The sequence below is a fragment of the Peribacillus sp. Bi96 genome (assembly GCF_918698115.1).
Lineage (GTDB): Bacteria > Bacillota > Bacilli > Bacillales > DSM-1321 > Peribacillus.
Window position 1 is genome coordinate 118,156 of the sequence record NZ_CAKKLV010000014.1, and the last position, 17,012, is coordinate 135,167.

At 36.9% G+C, this 17,012-nt stretch carries 16 protein-coding genes and 1 pseudogene; 12 read left to right on the top strand and 5 right to left on the bottom strand.

Going from position 1 to position 17,012, the window contains the following annotated elements; genetic code table 11:
* Positions 1 to 8: 8 nt before the first annotated feature.
* The 7 genes from LQ203_RS17415 (at position 9) to LQ203_RS17445 (ending at position 7,659) form a co-directional block, all read left to right on the top strand.
* On the top strand, positions 9 to 248 hold the full coding sequence (locus tag LQ203_RS17415) for a hypothetical protein (protein ID WP_230159617.1): 240 nt from the start codon (positions 9 to 11) through the stop codon (positions 246 to 248).
* Positions 249 to 735: 487 nt separating this feature from the next.
* Complete coding sequence (locus LQ203_RS17420; protein ID WP_230159618.1) at positions 736 to 1,368, top strand: TetR/AcrR family transcriptional regulator; 633 nt, start codon at positions 736 to 738, stop codon at positions 1,366 to 1,368.
* A gap of 22 nt (positions 1,369 to 1,390) precedes the next feature.
* Positions 1,391 to 2,725: a cytosine permease gene (locus LQ203_RS17425; RefSeq protein WP_230159619.1), complete on the top strand. Its 1,335-nt coding sequence runs from the start codon at positions 1,391 to 1,393 to the stop codon at positions 2,723 to 2,725.
* A complete protein-coding gene (locus LQ203_RS17430; protein WP_230159620.1) occupies positions 2,722 to 3,810 on the top strand; it encodes a DUF917 domain-containing protein in 1,089 nt (362 codons plus the stop codon). Before LQ203_RS17425 ends, LQ203_RS17430 begins: the two co-directional genes overlap by 4 nt.
* Positions 3,810 to 5,375 (top strand): hydantoinase/oxoprolinase family protein, encoded by a 1,566-nt coding sequence (locus tag LQ203_RS17435; RefSeq protein WP_230159621.1) that lies wholly within the window; start codon positions 3,810 to 3,812, stop codon positions 5,373 to 5,375. The genes LQ203_RS17430 and LQ203_RS17435 overlap by 1 nt, the downstream gene beginning before the upstream one ends.
* Positions 5,376 to 5,584: 209 nt before the next feature.
* Positions 5,585 to 5,710, top strand: a complete 126-nt coding sequence (gene sda / locus LQ203_RS17440) for a sporulation histidine kinase inhibitor Sda (RefSeq protein WP_230159622.1) — start codon at positions 5,585 to 5,587, stop codon at positions 5,708 to 5,710.
* A 389-nt stretch (positions 5,711 to 6,099) separates the two neighbouring features.
* Entirely contained in the window at positions 6,100 to 7,659 is a 1,560-nt protein-coding gene (locus LQ203_RS17445; protein WP_230159623.1) for a long-chain-fatty-acid--CoA ligase, read from the top strand.
* 412 nt (positions 7,660 to 8,071) lie between these two features.
* Here the strand turns inward: LQ203_RS17445 and LQ203_RS17450 are convergent, their stop codons facing one another.
* Entirely contained in the window at positions 8,072 to 8,419 is a 348-nt protein-coding gene (locus LQ203_RS17450) for a hypothetical protein (protein ID WP_230159624.1), read from the bottom strand.
* A 636-nt stretch (positions 8,420 to 9,055) separates the two neighbouring features.
* Here LQ203_RS17450 and LQ203_RS17455 point away from each other — a divergent pair.
* Positions 9,056 to 9,310, top strand: a complete 255-nt coding sequence (locus LQ203_RS17455) for a hypothetical protein (protein ID WP_230159625.1) — start codon at positions 9,056 to 9,058, stop codon at positions 9,308 to 9,310.
* Between the two features lie 148 nt (positions 9,311 to 9,458).
* Here LQ203_RS17455 and LQ203_RS27700 read toward each other — a convergent pair whose 3' ends face one another.
* A complete protein-coding gene (locus LQ203_RS27700; protein ID WP_356714700.1) occupies positions 9,459 to 9,554 on the bottom strand; it encodes a helix-turn-helix domain-containing protein in 96 nt (31 codons plus the stop codon).
* A gap of 83 nt (positions 9,555 to 9,637) precedes the next feature.
* Here LQ203_RS27700 and LQ203_RS17460 point away from each other — a divergent pair, with 83 nt between their 5' ends.
* On the top strand, positions 9,638 to 9,835 hold the full coding sequence (locus LQ203_RS17460; protein ID WP_230159626.1) for an IDEAL domain-containing protein: 198 nt from the start codon (positions 9,638 to 9,640) through the stop codon (positions 9,833 to 9,835).
* 494 nt (positions 9,836 to 10,329) lie between these two features.
* Here the strand turns inward: LQ203_RS17460 and LQ203_RS17465 are convergent, their stop codons facing one another.
* From LQ203_RS17465 to LQ203_RS17475, 3 genes and pseudogenes are all read right to left on the bottom strand, one after another.
* Entirely contained in the window at positions 10,330 to 11,550 is a 1,221-nt protein-coding gene (locus LQ203_RS17465) for a macrolide family glycosyltransferase (RefSeq protein ID WP_230159627.1), read from the bottom strand.
* A 576-nt stretch (positions 11,551 to 12,126) separates the two neighbouring features.
* Positions 12,127 to 13,442: pseudogene (locus LQ203_RS17470) on the bottom strand (IS4 family transposase); the annotation flags it as partial.
* A gap of 51 nt (positions 13,443 to 13,493) precedes the next feature.
* A complete protein-coding gene (locus LQ203_RS17475) occupies positions 13,494 to 14,390 on the bottom strand; it encodes an AraC family transcriptional regulator (protein ID WP_230159628.1) in 897 nt (298 codons plus the stop codon).
* Positions 14,391 to 14,505: 115 nt separating this feature from the next.
* Between LQ203_RS17475 and LQ203_RS17480 the strand changes: the two genes are divergently transcribed.
* The 3 genes from LQ203_RS17480 to LQ203_RS17490 all read left to right on the top strand — a co-directional run bounded on the left by LQ203_RS17480 (position 14,506) and on the right by LQ203_RS17490 (position 16,576).
* Positions 14,506 to 15,690: an MFS transporter gene (locus LQ203_RS17480; protein ID WP_230159629.1), complete on the top strand. Its 1,185-nt coding sequence runs from the start codon at positions 14,506 to 14,508 to the stop codon at positions 15,688 to 15,690.
* Positions 15,690 to 15,935, top strand: coding sequence for a hypothetical protein (locus tag LQ203_RS17485; RefSeq protein ID WP_230159630.1), 246 nt, complete (start codon positions 15,690 to 15,692; stop codon positions 15,933 to 15,935). The genes LQ203_RS17480 and LQ203_RS17485 overlap by 1 nt, the downstream gene beginning before the upstream one ends.
* 500 nt (positions 15,936 to 16,435) lie before the next feature.
* Positions 16,436 to 16,576 (top strand): hypothetical protein, encoded by a 141-nt coding sequence (locus tag LQ203_RS17490; RefSeq protein WP_230159631.1) that lies wholly within the window; start codon positions 16,436 to 16,438, stop codon positions 16,574 to 16,576.
* Positions 16,577 to 17,012 lie beyond the last annotated feature (436 nt).

Here is a 17,012-nt window from a genome sequence, read left to right on the forward strand (position 1 = left end):
GGTGATTTATGGTGAAAGAAAAATGTTCCCTTTACGATAAATTACCGCTAGATTTATTGGCTGGGTTTTATTTTGAAATAAATAAGAACATTGAAAAGGGAATCTTGTCTGATGCCATGTATCATGAAATTAGATTAATGGAACAATCAGCATTAAGAAGGGGGATCTCACTTGAATACATACATGATAAGGGTCCCCGTATAATTGAAGCTGAGAAACTACTAAGAGGAACAACCAAGCAACACTAAATCGTAGAGTAAGAATTCTAAAAATGTTTTCTAGTAATCCTTGGAAATGTAAGCGCTTTCTGTTATAATAAAAATGGGTTGGATGGCATGTGTGGCTGTCATAGTATCTGGCGTAGGCGGGGCCGATACCCGGAAGAGGGCTTAGAGAAAATATCCTTTTTTAATTGAATAAAATCATACATAAACAATAAAAGTGAAAAACGATAGACCCTTTGGCTCCCAAAGGGTCTATTTTGGTGTAACTTCCTCTAATGGAGATGTGAGTTTTAATTTAATCGATTAGAGAGAATTGCTCCTAGAGCGAAAGCTAGACCTATTTTGTGAAGGATGTTTTTTCAAAGGAAACAGACCGACAGCCAATCTTTCATATTTGCTCTTTAACTGAACTTCACCAGTTGGTTGAAAGAATTTTCAGAATTTATCTATTGTAATTTATCAGAATAGTTAGTATTATTATACCTAACTAAATTAGTTAGGTGGTATGTTGATGACGAAAAATAAAATTAAAGAAGTTGCTTACAAGCAATTAGCTGAGAAAGGATATGAGCGTGCAACTCTTTCAAGCATTGCTAAAGAGGTGGGTATTAAAACGCCGTCCATTTATGCTTTTTATAAAAGTAAAGAAGATCTATTTATGGCTGTATATAAGGATCTGCTGCAAGATAATCACCGTCACATAAAAAGTTCAATTGACAATCTAACAAATGGAACGGTAAAAGAAAAGCTTTATCAAATATTAGAAGCGATATGTCATTATCATTTAAGTCAACCTGAGAAAACGGCAGCCTATATGAAATTTACCTTTTTCCTTCCTCCGACTTTAAACGATGAAGTAAAAGAAACGTTTAGCGAGATGGAAGAGGTTCTTGGTGAGATGCTTGAAAGTATCTTTTCGGAGGGAATTAGGCAGGGGGTGTTAAAAAATCAACCTATTGATGACTTAATTGCCTCCTTTCTATGTTTAATGGACGGAATCTTTTTGGAATTGCTCTATTATCAACACCAGGAAGACAAATTTAAAAGACGGGTAGAGCAAACCTGGAGCATTTATTGGAATGGAATTTATAATGATCATGAAAAAGCAGCTTCCTCTGATGTACAAGGTAAAAAAAAATTGTGACTATAAATAGGGGGCTGCGTCTATGAAAGAGGAAAAAGTTATTTCAGATTTTGCACGAGAGGCCGTACCAAAGGAATTGCGAAGATCATGGTTTTCCATGTTTTCGGTATTGGTCGCTATCGGGGTCGACTTATCTGCGGTTATGTTAGGGGCGGAATTAGCGAATGGGATGCCGTTAAATCAAGCAATTTTATCGGTTTGTGTCGGATCGCTCATTCTTGCCATTTTATGCACGATTTGTGCGATTGTCGGAGCTTCCACCAATCTTTCTACATCAATGATTACAAAGTATGTATTTGGAAAATATGGTGCTCAAGTGTTTTCTATTGTCCTCGGAATATCTTTACTTGGGTGGTTTGGGGTACAGGTGGGCTTTTTTGCTACCAATGCGCACACAGTTTTACAAGACGCCTTTCACGTATCCATCAACGTTAAAGTCCTTTCTTTAATTGGCGGTCTACTGATGATGACGACCGCTATTTTTGGGTACCGGGCCATTGAGAAATTAAGCGTGTGGTCTGTGCCGCTATTATTAGGATTAATGCTGTTCACCTTATTTTTAACGCTGAAAAATTATTCGATACCCGTAAGTATTCCAAAAGCAGGAGGATTTACGTTTGGCAGTGCGATCTCGCTTGTTATCAGTATTTTCATAGTAGGAGCAACGGTGCAGCCGGATATTTCACGTTGGGCAAAAAGTAAAAAGGATGCAATCATTGCTACATTTTTCGGAATTTTTATTGGAAACAGCTTCATGATTATCCTAGCTATTTTAATGTCAAAGGCAATGGGAACTGATGATATGATGAAAATTTTTATCACGCTTGGACTGGCGATTCCAGGAATACTCGTATTAACGCTCGCACAATGGACGACGAATACGTCGAATTTATACTCTTCTTCGCTAGGTTTTTCGATAGTTTTCACGAAAATTCAGAAACAATGGTTAACGATTATTTTAGGAATCATTGCAACAATCCTGGCAGTTCTCGGTATTTATGATCAATTTCTTTCATTTTTAAATATTTTGGCGATTATAATTGCACCGATTGGTGGTATTTATGTAGCTGAATACTTTTTTGTCAAAACAGAGTTCCAACGCTATGACCTACATTTAGAGGCAAAGGCAGTCGTAACTCGTTCGATCATTGCTTGGGTTGCTGGAATGCTGATTACTTATTTGACAACTGCACAGCCGTCAGGATTAGCTTTATTTTCCCTTACAAGCGTCTCCGCCCTTGATGGCGTTTTAATTGGATTTATTGTACAAACGGTGTTAGGAAAACTATTGAAACAAAAGGATTCGTTTCAACAAGTAACGATCGACAAAAAAGAAAATGAGGAGTTTGGACAATGAGATATATAGATGAACAGACAGTTGAAAAAATCGCATTAGGTGCAGCCGTTTTAGGAACAGGCGGCGGTGGAGATCCCTATATTGGGAAATTGATGGCGATAGAAGCCATTAGAAAATATGGACCCGTGAAGTTAATTTCATTAGATGAATTAGAGGATGACCAGTTGGTAGTAACTGTATCTGGTATGGGTGCCCCAACTGTCGCAATTGAAAAAATACCGTCAGAACATGAAATGACAGCACCATTGGAAATGTTAGAAAGAGTGCTGGGGAGAAAAGTCGATGTGGTAATGCCAATTGAAGTAGGGGGGATCAACTCTTTATTTCCAATTATCGCTGCTGCTAAAAAAGGTTTGCCAATGTTAGATGCGGATGCGATGGGGCGTGCGTTTCCCGAAGCACAAATGGTAACCTTCTATTTGGACGGGTTTGACCCATCACCTGTTACAATGGCTGATGAGAAAGGAAACACGGTCGTGTTGTATCCACAAGATGGAGTGTGGACAGAACGATTAGCACGTGCTCTCACGATTGAAATGGGAGGAAGCTCATCCGTTTGTGAATATAGTCTGTTTGGAAAGGATGTCAAGACGTCGGTTATTCCTGATACACTTTCTTTGGTTGAACGAATAGGTGAATATTTGTTAGATAATCAAGTGAAAGAACAAATAGGAATCAATAAAATGTTAAAGGAATTAAATGGATATTTTTTGTTTGAAGGCAAAATTTCAGACATTGAACGGAGGCTTAGTGGAGGCTTTACAAGAGGTAGTGCAAAGTTGGAAGGTAGTCGTAATGACCAAGGGAAAACATTTTCCATCTATTTTCAAAACGAGCATTTAGTAGCGAAAGAAGGCGAACATTTATTATGTTCTACACCAGATTTGATTGCTGTTTTAGATGCTGAAACGGGTTTCCCTATTACAACAGAAAGAATGAAATATGGTACACGTGTTGTAGTCGTTGCATTTCCTTGCCATGATAAATGGAGATCGCCAAAGGGAATTGAAACAGCAGGACCTCGTTATTTTGGGTACGATTTTGACTATCAACCAGTAGAAGTTCTACAGAAGGAGAGAAGATAATGTATCGCTTAGGAGTAGATGTTGGAGGAACTAATACAGATGCAGCTTTATTAGACGAACGTTTACAAGTTATTCATACGGTTAAAGTACCAACTACAAAAGATGTAGAAAGTGGGATCTTTGAAGCCATCGCAAAAGTGGTACAAGAAAGCAGAATAGAGCCTAGTGATATTGGATATGCCATGCTTGGAACAACGCATTGTACGAATGCTATTGTTGAGCGTAAACGTCTAAATAAAGTAGGTGTTATTCGAATTGGGAAGCCTGCTACAACAGCTATCCCTCCGTTTACAGATTGGCCACAAGATTTAAGAGAAGAAATTGAAGGAGCTTCTACTATTGTTTCTGGTGGCTATGAATTCGATGGACGATTGATTTCTGAGATAAATAGAGAAGAAGTGTTGAAATTTTGTAAAGAAATAAAGGGGAGTGTAGAAAGTATTGCTATTTCGGGTGTGTTTGCGCCTGTAAATAAAGAACAAGAAGAAAATGTTGCAATCTGGGTAAAGGAAGAGCTTGGAAATATTCCTATTTCACTTTCTAATGAAATTGGTAGTATCGGTTTACTAGAACGTGAAAATGCCACTATTTTAAATGCAGCCTTAATGACAACGGGTCAAACTGTTATTAATGGATTTTCTAAGGCATTAAGTAATCTCGATATTAAAGCGGAAATATTTTTCAGTCAAAATGATGGGACATTAATGAATGCAGCTTATGCCCTTCGTTATCCGATTCTGACCATGGGGTGCGGGCCAACAAACTCTATTAGAGGTTCAGCCCATTTATCAGGATTAAAGGATGCCATTGTACTTGATGTTGGAGGAACAACAAGTGACCTTGGTGTATTAACAAGAGGATTTCCAAGACAGTCTTCTTTAGCTGTAACAATTGGTGGTGTGAATACTAATTTTAGGATGCCTGATATTTTATCAATTGGGCTGGGCGGTGGAACTCGCATTTTTGGATTAGACGAAAATTTTACCATTGGGCCGGAGAGTGTAGGCTATGAGATTACCAGAAAAGCACTTCTTTTTGGTGGAGATGTATTAACTACTTCAGATGTTGTGACGCGTTTAGGACATGCTTTTGAGGATAAAGTAATGCAGGTTGACCAGTTATCAATAGAGCTTTGTAATAATGTATATAAAAAAATGACAGATATGTTAGAGGATGCAATTGATCAAATGAAAACGAGCTCAAAAGAAGTACCACTTATTTTGTCAGGTGGTGGGAGCATTATTGTTTCGAATTGTTTGAAAGGGGTTTCAGAGGTCGTTAGGCCAAAACATTTTGAGGCCGCAAATGCAATTGGAGCAGCACTTGGTCAAATTAGTGGTGAAGTTGAAAAGGTTTATAGTTTAGAAGGAATTTCTCGTGAAGATGCTATCCATCATGCTAAAAAGTTAGCTACTGAGGAGGCAATAAAGGCGGGAGCAAATAATGCCACTATATCGGTGGTTTCTGTAGAAGATATACCACTTTCGTATTTACCTGGAAATGCATTACTAATTAAAGTAAAAGTAGTCGGCGACTTAGTTGGTTCTGGTGTAGAAATTATTTAAAAAAGTCACAGGATATTACCTTTAAGAAAATTAAGAAGGTGCTTATAGATTTTTATAAGGTTACTAGAAAACAGAGTACTAAACCACATAAACAACGACGTAATTGAGTAGAAGATTACTTAAAAACGAATTATCTTGAGTTTGATGTTAAGGTGCGTGGCAAGGAAAGAATTGAGAGTTCTAAAAAGGTGTTGAAAGGGGGAATAATATTGCTTCAAAAGTTAAGCGATGAATTATTAATTAATACCTATCTTAAAGCAAAAAAATTAGAAATTGACCCCAGTTTTATATCGTTATTAACCAAAGAAATAAATAAAAGATTTCGTTTGATATAATAAAATCATTAAATTTTCTAGAACTATCATAGAAATACACCCAAACCAACAGATAGGCTTTGCAAATGAAATTGTACCAGTAACATCGTTGAAAAAAATTTATAAGGAACAAAAACAACTCAAAGAAAAGTAGAGCAGCTAAAAATATTTTGAAATAATTGGAAAGTGATATTCAAAAGAAGAAGTAGAGACAATTATCCAGTTAAAAAGCCTATTAATTAGGCTTTTTAAAATTAAAGCAGAGGTCTCAGTCATAACTAATGGTTGGCATAAGAAGCTCGATAATATATAAGAGGTAAAATTAATTTTTACCAAAAAAATATTTTTTTACCAGATTGTTTTAAAATGATATAATTTTCTTAAAATTATATTTATTTAAGTGAGGACTGATGGAGAGTATGCTGACATTCGGTACAATTATAAAGCAAAATGCAAGTAAGTACAAAAATAAGCCGGCTGTTATTTTTCAAGATACAATCAAGACATATGAAGAGTTAAACATTCGCGCGAACAAAATTGGAAACGCTTTCTTGGAACGTGGCTTTCAAAAAGGCGATAAAGTAGCTGTCATGTTAAAGAATCATGCTGCTTATGTCGAGATCATGGCCGGGCTGTCCAAAATCGGAGTCATCATTGTACCGATAAACTATCGCCTGGTTGGACCTGAAGTAGAATATATACTAAGAAACTCTGAAAGCCGGGGATTCATTATTTCAAAAGAATATGAAGGGATTGCCCAAGAGTTGCTTCCAAAAAACTCTCAATTAGACACCGTACTGGTTGTGGGTGGTGCGTCCAATGAAAATATAAAAGGGTATGTCGATTTTCTTGCTTCAGGCTGTGATTCGGAACCGAACATAGAGGTTAATGAGAAAGATACTTTCTATCTGGGCTACACTTCCGGTACGACCGGAAAGCCAAAAGGAGTGGTCATTTCCCATCGATCCCGAATACTGACAGGAATGGCCGCAGCTTATGAATACAAGATCGACGAATCAGATATCCACCTTGTTGCCGGGCCCGTTTATCATGCAGCCCCATGGATTTTTCTTGTCATGCAGCTGCTCGTGGGCGGCACCCTTGTCATTCATGAATCATTTAATGCAGAACAAGTGCTTGAAGACATTGAGCGATACAAGATCACAAACACGTTCCTTGCACCAACGATGTTCAATTTCTTGATCAACACGAGGGAAGACACAAAAACAAAGCATGACATCACCTCTATGCGCGTGTTGATTTCAGCAGGCTCGCCGCTACCGACACAAACAAAAATGGATATTCTGGAATTTTTCAAAAATGCCGATTTGAACGAATTTTACGGTTCGACTGAAAGTGCGATTACACTGAACATTAAACCGGGTGACATTCGCCGGAAGGAACGTTCAGTGGGACATCCTTTCCCGCTTGTGGAATGTGTAATTTTGGATGACGAGAAGAACCTGGTTTCGAACGGTGAAGTAGGGGAGTTGTATTTTAAATCACCGTACAACTTAGACGGCTATTATAACAATCCGGATGCTGACGCCGCTTCGTTTTATCATGGTTTTTTTACAGTGGGAGATATGGCGCTGCAGGATGAGGATGGATTTTACTATATTGTAGACCGAAAGAAAGACATGCTGATCAGCGGCGGTGTTAATATTTATCCGCGTGAAATTGAGGAAGTCCTTTATTCACATCCTGGGATTCTCGATGTTGCGGTGATCGGTGTACCGGATGCCGTGTGGGGGGAATCGGTTAAAGCCATTGTTGTACAAAGAGAAGGGGCTAATCTCAAAACAGAAGATATCATTAGTTACTGCGAAGGAAAATTAGCCGGCTATAAGAAACCAAAATCGGTAGACTTTGTCCATGAACTCCCACGCAACCCATCGGGGAAAATATTAAAAACAACATTGCGGGATTCCTTTGCAAATGATAGAAATGGAATCTTTCATATTAATTAATTTTTTCTATTACGGAAACAAGATAAAAAGCAACTGCGTTGATTAAGCAGTTGCTATTTTTTTGCAAAATAGACAAATAGGAATAGGAATATCGATAATAGGTTTTTTATAAAGTTTATTGGTATATTATATCTACTTTACACGTTTAAGTACTATTATTAATTACGTCAAGCTCAAGGTACTTTTAAAGACAAACCCATATTCAGTGTAAAAATAAGAAATAATATATGGGAGAGTACAAGAAGTGGAATTGGTAGAGAAGGGTAAAATACGCCATTGTGGAAATGACGGAACAAAAATTATCTCGACGATAACAAGCACCGAATTAGAAAAAAGCAGCGACATTTTCAATCGCTACTTCTTCAAAAAGTTCCATTCATTATGGGTAGTGAAACAGTGCATTAGCTCTATTTCAAAAACTCCACCAATTCCGTTGTAAATTCCCTGAAGCCTCAATGTTGGACAGGTGGGCTCCTTCTAGTTCGACGTAGCGTGCGCCCTGAATCTGCTCAGCAAGGTATTGTCCGTCAGATGGAGGAGTTGCTAAATCCCCGATGCCAACAATTACTAATGTGGGTACGTTAATTTGTTTGACTGAGTCCCGTTGATCCATATCACGGACTGCTGCACAGGCTTCAACATACCCCTCAGGTGAAGTTGACAAAAGAACCTTTCTCACCTGATCCAGCTCTTCAGACCCTTGCACCATATATGGAGCCCTGAACCAACGAGCCAAAACGCCCTCCGCAATTACTTCCATTCCTCCATTACGAGTAGCTGAGGTAAATGCAACGATATATCAATAGTTTCAGCCATTTTTAATGTTTCATTTTCATTGAGAGATTCAATAAAAGTTCATGCTCATAAAAGAATCATAGTACCCATGACCAACTTTTTGACTGTATGTTGCAAGCGATCAATTATAGGGTTCTCTGCAAAAAGGATTACAACACTTATGTTTCTCTACAAAAATATGGACAAGTACCATAGCTGGATTGATTTTCATGATTGGCAATGGTTTAGGCTCACATGTCAACTGCAGTTCCACTTGATCGGATAGGTTCGCAGACCAACAAAAGTTTAATAAGTCCGATATCATAGAATCGCCATATTAGATTTAGTTAACAAATACAAATAAGTAAACTAACTATAGAGAATGATTTTTGCAACAATACAAATATAGCCGCACCGACCCTTTCGTTCCAAAGCAAGGGATAACAGCCTCAAAGTTTGATTTCACCCATAATTTTCCATGGTTGTATTTTGTGTTAATCACTTTCTAACCTCTTCCTGTGATGGTAAAATGAGTTGTTTTGGATAGAGCATCTAGGGGGAAAAGAGAGAATGGCAGATATATTAGCATTTTTATTTTTTTTTTGGAGCAGGCGCTCTTCTTGTGACGGCGATTGTTTTCTTGGTGGAGAAGAAATTCAAGAAAGCTCTTATGATGTTGGGACTTATGCTTGTATCATTGATCCTATTTATCATAGCCGTCATGTTTACGGATATAGGGACGGAAGCAACTACTGAAGAGGTGGAGCCTGAACCAGTCGAACTGACTGCAACAGTAGAAACTGCCACTTTTAACAAGAAAAAAAATACGGTCTCTGCACAACTTCCAAATCACACACCTGGGCGATCATCATCTTAATTGCGCATAGTTTCATACAATATCCTCCTGAAATTAGTAAGTGAATTAGAACATTAAAACATCCTGATTTTAAGGATGTAGGCTTTTTTTAAATGTATTTGTACATTTTAATTCTAACACAACTACACAATTGTACAATTACACAAATTTATATTTTCTTTATATTATAGATAGTCATTCTCGTTACACCTGTTTTTTCACTTATATTCTTCACTGACTCATTTTCATTGATCAAACGGATTATTTCATTGGAACTACTCGGTCTATTATTTCAATATTCTGAAAAATTTTGTTATAATAGAAAAAAGGTCAAGGAGTTGGTTTCCTATGGAAAAGAATTTGGCTAATACACCACCACAACCTGAAATAAACGTCAAGGATTCTGAATTTGCTGAAATGGTGATAAACAAAGCCCTTCTTAATTTCCGAAAAGAGCAAATCCGAAAAGAGATTGACCAGTCATTACAGGATAAAAACAAAGTAGAATTCTTACGATTAACAGAGGAATTGAAAAACATTTCTTAAAATGTTGTTTATAAAATGAACTTAACATATTTGTAACTTTAAGAAGTACGCCAAAACGCCAATCCCATATCTATAAGGGATTGGCGTTTATTTGATCTTTATCGATTAAGCACGATATTATTAATAAGTTGTTATTTGTTCCAAAAATCGTCCTTTTCTGAACACACCACTGTTCGATTTGAAAAGGACGATTTTTAGCTACCTTTAAGGCAGTTTTTTCTTATGGAACTAAAGGGGCAGGATAGTTGAAGAAGGAAATTCCATTTTTCGCACAAATGAAAAGGTGTTAAATGGTATGATTAAATAAGAAATTGTACAGAACTTAATAGGGGGAAATATTTTTTGAAAATGGTTAGAGTTATCTTAGCAATTGTTGTTATTGTTCTATCAAGTTATAGTCTAATAACTGAAACCGAGTTAATGCCGTATTATATGTTTTTCTTAGGGGCACTTATATTGGTGACAGGATTAGCCGAACTTCAGATAAGGTCCTTTTATGAACGAGTGAATTTGAAAACTTCATCAGCTGCCTTGACATACCCGCCTGCATCAAGGAATGATCGACTAATTTTTTTCGCATTTTCCTTATAAATCGGATTTTGGAAAACTTCACTAACGGCTTGTTTTAGATTTTCAACTGTTAGTTGCTGAATATCTAATATAACTCCTGCTCCAAGTTCTTTTACTCGCTGGGCAACTATAGGTTGATCATTCGTCATTGGGAGCATAACTAAGGGCACTTCGAAATAAAGTGATTCGCTTGTACTATTCATGCCACAATGGCTTATAAAGACATCCGTTTGACGAAGTACGTCCAATTGAGGAACATAATTGCGAATAATAAAGTTGTCTGGTACATTTCCCAGCTGTTCTACTGTTAATTTCCGCCCTATATTAAGTACCACTTTAACATCCAAATCTTTTAAAGCTGCGAAGCATTTTTGATAAAGATCAAATTGTTTGTTTAGGATGGTCCCCATAGAAATGAAAATAACACGCTTTTCTTTTAATGTATTAATTGGAAAATCACCTAGATTCTTACTATCCATAATTGAAGGGCCGACAAAAATATAATTACCCTTGAAATCATAGCTATTTCTTTGAAAATAAGAAGAAGTAAAGACGATATTCAGATCCCCAGAGCCAGAACAGAGCAAGAAATTTTCAGGTAACGGAACTTCATACTTCTTTTCTAAGTGTTTTTTACATTTTTCTATTTCTTCCAATCCCAAAAATGCTCGTAGCATGGCCAAACTTTCTTGTTTCCGTTTCATATCACTCGTCCCTGTAAGTTCCATGTTTGATTTTGGATCTTGTAAAAATGCAAACGTGGTCCAAGTGACAATAGATAATAACTTACTTTGATGTGCAATCCATTTTCCTGTTAACGATTGTGCATCGTATAAAATATAATCATAAGTTTCTTTTGAAATTTCATCTAAAATAGTATCCGTCGTCATTTCCAATGCACTCAGAAATTGTAGCAAATATTTTCGCGGCTGGGAGTTTAGAAGATTACTACTTTCTTGAAGTTTTCTCTGTGCCCCTTGGTCAACGGGGCGAAACTCAGCACCTGTTTTTTTAATTTTCTCCTCAAAGTCATTGGATGAATAATAGACGATATGTTCCCCACGTTTCACTAAATCATTTACTAATCCTAGCGTTGGATTCACATGACCTTCTCCAAAGCTACTAATATAAAGTGCTTTTGCCATTACTTTCCCTCCAGTAAATATAGTTTGGTATGTTTTTTATTAAAAGTGATTAAATATCTGTCTATGACTACCATGATATTCATAACATTCAGAATCATCATAATGAAGTGTTGAACTCATCTTTACGTTTAGGAGCATGGCCAGTAATACTTCTATTTCCATCAAAGTATACCCATTTAATTTATCTAACTTTAAACTTCGCCAACGACGCATTTCGAAAACAGAGCGAAACACCAAAAAACCAAACATTATTTTATTTAGTTTATATTATAACAAACATTTTAAGTTTATATCTATATTTTGTCATTAACTCAATTTTCACACAAAAAAGAAGAGTGATCCTTAACGAAAGAAATGATACTTTTCTCTAAAATTCATAGCAAAAAGAATTTTTTCGTTCTGGGGGGTACAGCAAAACAGTAACTTGATGGGCATGTGGTGCTACCCCATCGCTATCAAGCTAATCTTATGCAAGTTTAATTTCGTGTGAGATTTTTCCTTTTTTCTAAAAATCCAATATAAGTCCTTTAAAGATTTGCATACCAAATAAACCCTATTAAGTTTCAAATTTTTAGATTACGCTACATGATTGTGAGACATAGAAAAATTGTATACGACGCTTAAGATATCAAAGACTGTTTTTTCTCATACCTATGGGATTTTCGTCCGTTTTTCTGTAGGAGGTTGAACAGGCGAATTAGAATCTTTGATAGCTCTTGGGTGTCTTTCTGTATAGCTTGGAAGAGAAGAAAAAAGTAATCTTTAATCTTATATATGGCCTTATATTCACTCAGTTCTCGTTTCTTTTTCATAAGAAGTAATTGCCGCATTTGAAACATGGTAGAAGAACAGAGTTGAATGGCAATCAGTTGCCCATACAAATGGCATTCCAATCGTTCTCGTTTTATCTTTTTACAATGATGAATATGAAAGAATGATTTCCACGCTTTAAATAAAATCTCGATTTGCCAACGTAAAGAATACCAATCATGTACTTGCCCCATGGGGACAATATCTTTAGGGGTATTTGTCATATATACATTGATGCCGCTAAGTCGTTTACTACGAGCTGAATACTTCATTCCTTTCTTTTTTTCTCTTACAGTTTGATCTTGTAATCGTTTTTGTTGTTGTTCTTTTGTTAGTCGATGAACAATCACACGAGTTGGGACTTTATCAGTCATTCCTACATAAGCGTAGGATATTTCACATGTTTGTCCTGGTTGAAGAGAGTTCATTACAACTTCCATATCTAACTGGATATACTCTGTACCTTTCTTGATTCTGCCATCTTGAAAATAGTCAGGGTTAGGATTTTTTTGATAGATACGTGTATTCGATTTGATACGTGAGATAAAATAAGCCTTTTTATCTTGTATATGTTGAAGATTTTTCAAATGAAAATAACCTAAATATCGGATACATAAATCATTCGCTGTTACAGTTGGGACACACAGGGAACCGTAGGTTCGATCATGTTGTTTACCTGGACCTGTATGAATATGAAGGAACTGTTCACTTAATAAATCATACTCAAGCTGAATCTTTACTCCCGCTGTATGGCTGCATCCTCCTGCACCTGGATAAACGAATGAAAAAGGATCTGGAAGTTGAAATGCAGTTGAATCTAAAATACGAATACGCTCGAAAACAGAAGTATATGGAGAAAAAATCGGCATAGATGAGGTCAATTTTTGGTTTAGTATTTCAGCTAATAGGTGTTGTGAAAATTGGACTGCCACTTGATTAAATCGTTGATTCAATCCCTCAGGGCTGATGAGCACTTCAGTTGATGCCTCTAAACAGCTAGATAACTAAGTTAAAGAAGTCGTTGCGACATTTTGACTCATCCATACACATAAAGCGACTAAATCTTTTTCTTGGTTTTCATTTTAAAGTGGATTTTTTTTGTTAGCTTAATGGCGATGGGGCAATCGCATTCACTAAATCATATGTAGGTTTCTGTATTCTCGTGGGGTACAGTTATAAAAACGTTTGAACATTTTTGAGAAATTGCTTGGACTGTCGATCCCACATAAACTTGAAATCTCCGAAATGCTATTAGCAGGATTTTTTAAAAGAAAATCTGCTCCTTGCATTATTCTATATTTCAATAAATATTGAATGGGAGAGAGTTGTATTGTCCTTTGAAAACAGCGCAAACACTCTCTTTCTCCAATATCAGCTACTTTTGCAATATCAACCAAAGTTAAATCTTCTGAAAAGTTATTGTGAATGTAATTAAGCATCTTTCTGATACGGAAATTATCCCGATCAAGTTCCATATCTCCTGTCGCAAATTCCTTCTCAAATTGTTGGTACAGGAAAAAACACAAATTGGATAACTTTTCTCTGACTATAAATTCAAATCCAGAAATATTTTGAGCCAACGCTTCAAAAGCACTAATAAAATTATTTGTCGCTTTTTCATTATCGCCTCCCCTAAATAAATAGCCATCAAATGAAGTACAGGATATAAGTGGTAGCATAAATTTGTTTGCAAATACAGAATCCTTGTTTCCTGTAATAAGCATTGGGTTAAAAACCAAAGACTGCAATTCACAATAGGAAGCAGTCATTGCATAATGGGGAATGTTGGACTTTATAACAATACAATCACCCTTCTTTAGGTGAAATGATTTTGCCGGTATTTGCAGCTTCAATACTCCATCTTTTACATATACAATTTCGATTTCTTCATGCCAATGCCACGGAATAAAATCTTCTGGTTTATCTGTATATCGTTCAGAATATCCAGCGCAGGGGAATTCAAAAGTTCCGTGTGGCTGAAGTTCTTTACCTGCACGGTTCAAATTTAATCCGCATTTTTGTAAACTCATAGTTCGTCTCCTATTGGTCGTTTTTGTTATAGTATACGTCCGTAATTGAGTTGTATCAAGTTATCTGTGGCGGTATACTTTTGATAGGAAATTAAATGAAACAAGGAGGGAAGTAATGTTTCATTTATTGTTAGCAATTATTTATTTGGCATTTATCAGTTTAGGGCTACCGGATTCGATTCTAGGGTCAGCATGGCCTACGATGTACAAAGAACTTAACGTTTCTTTTTCCGAGGCAGGTGTGATTTCTATGATTATCGCCGTTGGGACCATAGTCTCCAGTCTGCTAAGTGATCGTCTTACAAAGAAACTCGGAACAGGAAAAGTTACGGCTATTAGCGTGCTAATGACAGCTGTCGCACTTTTCGGATTTTCTGTCAGCCACTCTTTTGGAATGCTATGTTTATGGGCAATCCCTTATGGTCTTGGTGCGGGCAGTGTAGATGCTTCACTGAATAACTATGTGGCACTGCACTATGCAAGCCGTCATATGAGCTGGCTTCACTGTATGTGGGGAATCGGTGCCTCCCTTGGACCATATATTATGGGGTACACTTTGACAAATGGGCAAGGTTGGAATACAGGGTATCGTTATATCTTTATAATCCAGATTATTTTGACTATTGTTTTACTGTTGAGCCTGCCACTCTGGAAAAAGAAAGCTGTCAGCAATTTTGAAACAGAGAATGCTAATACTCAGAACAAACCGCTTTCGCTATCGCAAATTATTAAGATGCCGGGAGCGAAAGAAGTAATGGTAACTTTCTTCTGCTATTGTGCTTTGGAGCAAACAACTGGTTTATGGGCCAGTAGTTATCTTGTATTGAATGGGGGCCTGTCTTCTGAAATCGCTGCCAGTTTTGCCAGTCTGTTTTTTATTGGAATTACGATAGGCAGAGCATTCAGTGGTTTTTTGACTATAAAATTAAATGATATGCAAATGATTCGTTTGGGACAGGGATTTATATTTGTTGGTATCCTGTCGTTACTATTGCCATTTGGAAAAGAATTTTCCCTTTTGGGTTTGATTTTGATTGGCCTGGGATGTGCTCCGGTTTATCCCTGCATTATTCATTCTACACCCGAACATTTTGGTGCTGATAAATCACAGGCTATGATAGGTGTTCAAATGGCTTCCGCATATGTTGGAACCTGTTTAATGCCCCCACTGTTCGGACTGATTGCAAATCGTATCAGTATTTCCCTGCTACCGTTTTATCTATTGGCAATATTGATTCTTATGATTGTTATGAATGAAATACTGTTACAAAAATCTAAGAAAGAAAGGGTTTTAGTATGATGATCAAAATTAAGATTATGCAGATTCCTAATGTTGAAAAGCTCAAAAAAATAATTGAGCAAAGCTGCGGCGATGTTCTACTGCATTTACCTGACAATAATACAGTTCATGATTTAAAAAATGATAGTATTGCACTGCAATTTCTTAAACAAAAAGCATCTAAAGGTTCCGGAGTAGAGATTTATCTTTCTGAGGCAAAAGACTACTTTAAATTTGTATATTATACGATGTTCGACTGCTTATGATTGATTTTTCCATATGCAAAGTATATATAGCGAAGATGGAGAATATGCACCAGTGGAACAAGTGGAGCGATGTTCTTCATATTATGTCTGTTATAGACCATAACTGTGCATGAGCAAATGTAGAAGCAAGAGCTGCGGCAAAAACAAAAGAGATTTTCTATATCGCAGGTATTGAAATTGATTGTGTCTATAAGGACACGAAATTTCATGTGATTGGGTATTGAATTGGTTGTTAAAGGAAAGATTTTGAACGTATTGGCATCCTGCCACATGCCTATCAACATAACAGAACAGGCTGCCCCAAAAATGATGAAAATGAACTCAGTTACTATAAAAAACACAAAATTCCCGTTTAGGGAGGCCTTTAAATCCTTAGCTTGATTGGCATGTGGTGCTTACCCCTTATGGAACTAAAGGGGCAGGATAGTTGAAGAGTGCTGTTTGACCTTTATTCAACAATTGGGCAAGATTGTTTAGTAGTTTTAGGGAGGTGTTAAAAGATGGAATGGTTTACTTTTTTTGTTTTTCCAGCATTCACTTTAGGTGGAATAGCTTTAGGGCTCGCCCTTCACTCAATCAAAAAAATAAAGAACATGGAAAGGAGAGTTGAGGAATTAGAAAATAAAAATAAATTAAACTAACGGGTGCGTTAGCTGAAGAACAGAGCTGTCTTTAAGGCAGCTTTTTCGTGCGCCCGGCATGGGTGCAATCTATAGGGTGTGAGTCCCGAACCATGAAGGCAGTAGTAATGGTTAGCTTAATGCAAGGGTGTCCACGGTGACGTGGAATCTGAAGGAAGCAAGCGGCAAACCTCCGGTCTGAGGAACACGAACTTCATATAAGGCTAGGTACCATTGGATGAGTTTGCGAAACAAAACGAAGTCCTTACTGCCGAAGGTGGTACAGAGTAAATGAAGCAGATAGATGGAGGGAAAGATTGCGCTCTTACCCGGGAAGGTCTAATGACAGCCAAGTACACTTGGTAACCTGTCCAGTGATGGACAGCTGAATCATTAGAAGTCAGCAGAGGTCATAGTACTTGTCTACTCGAGAAGATAAGGAAGGACCGAACAGATT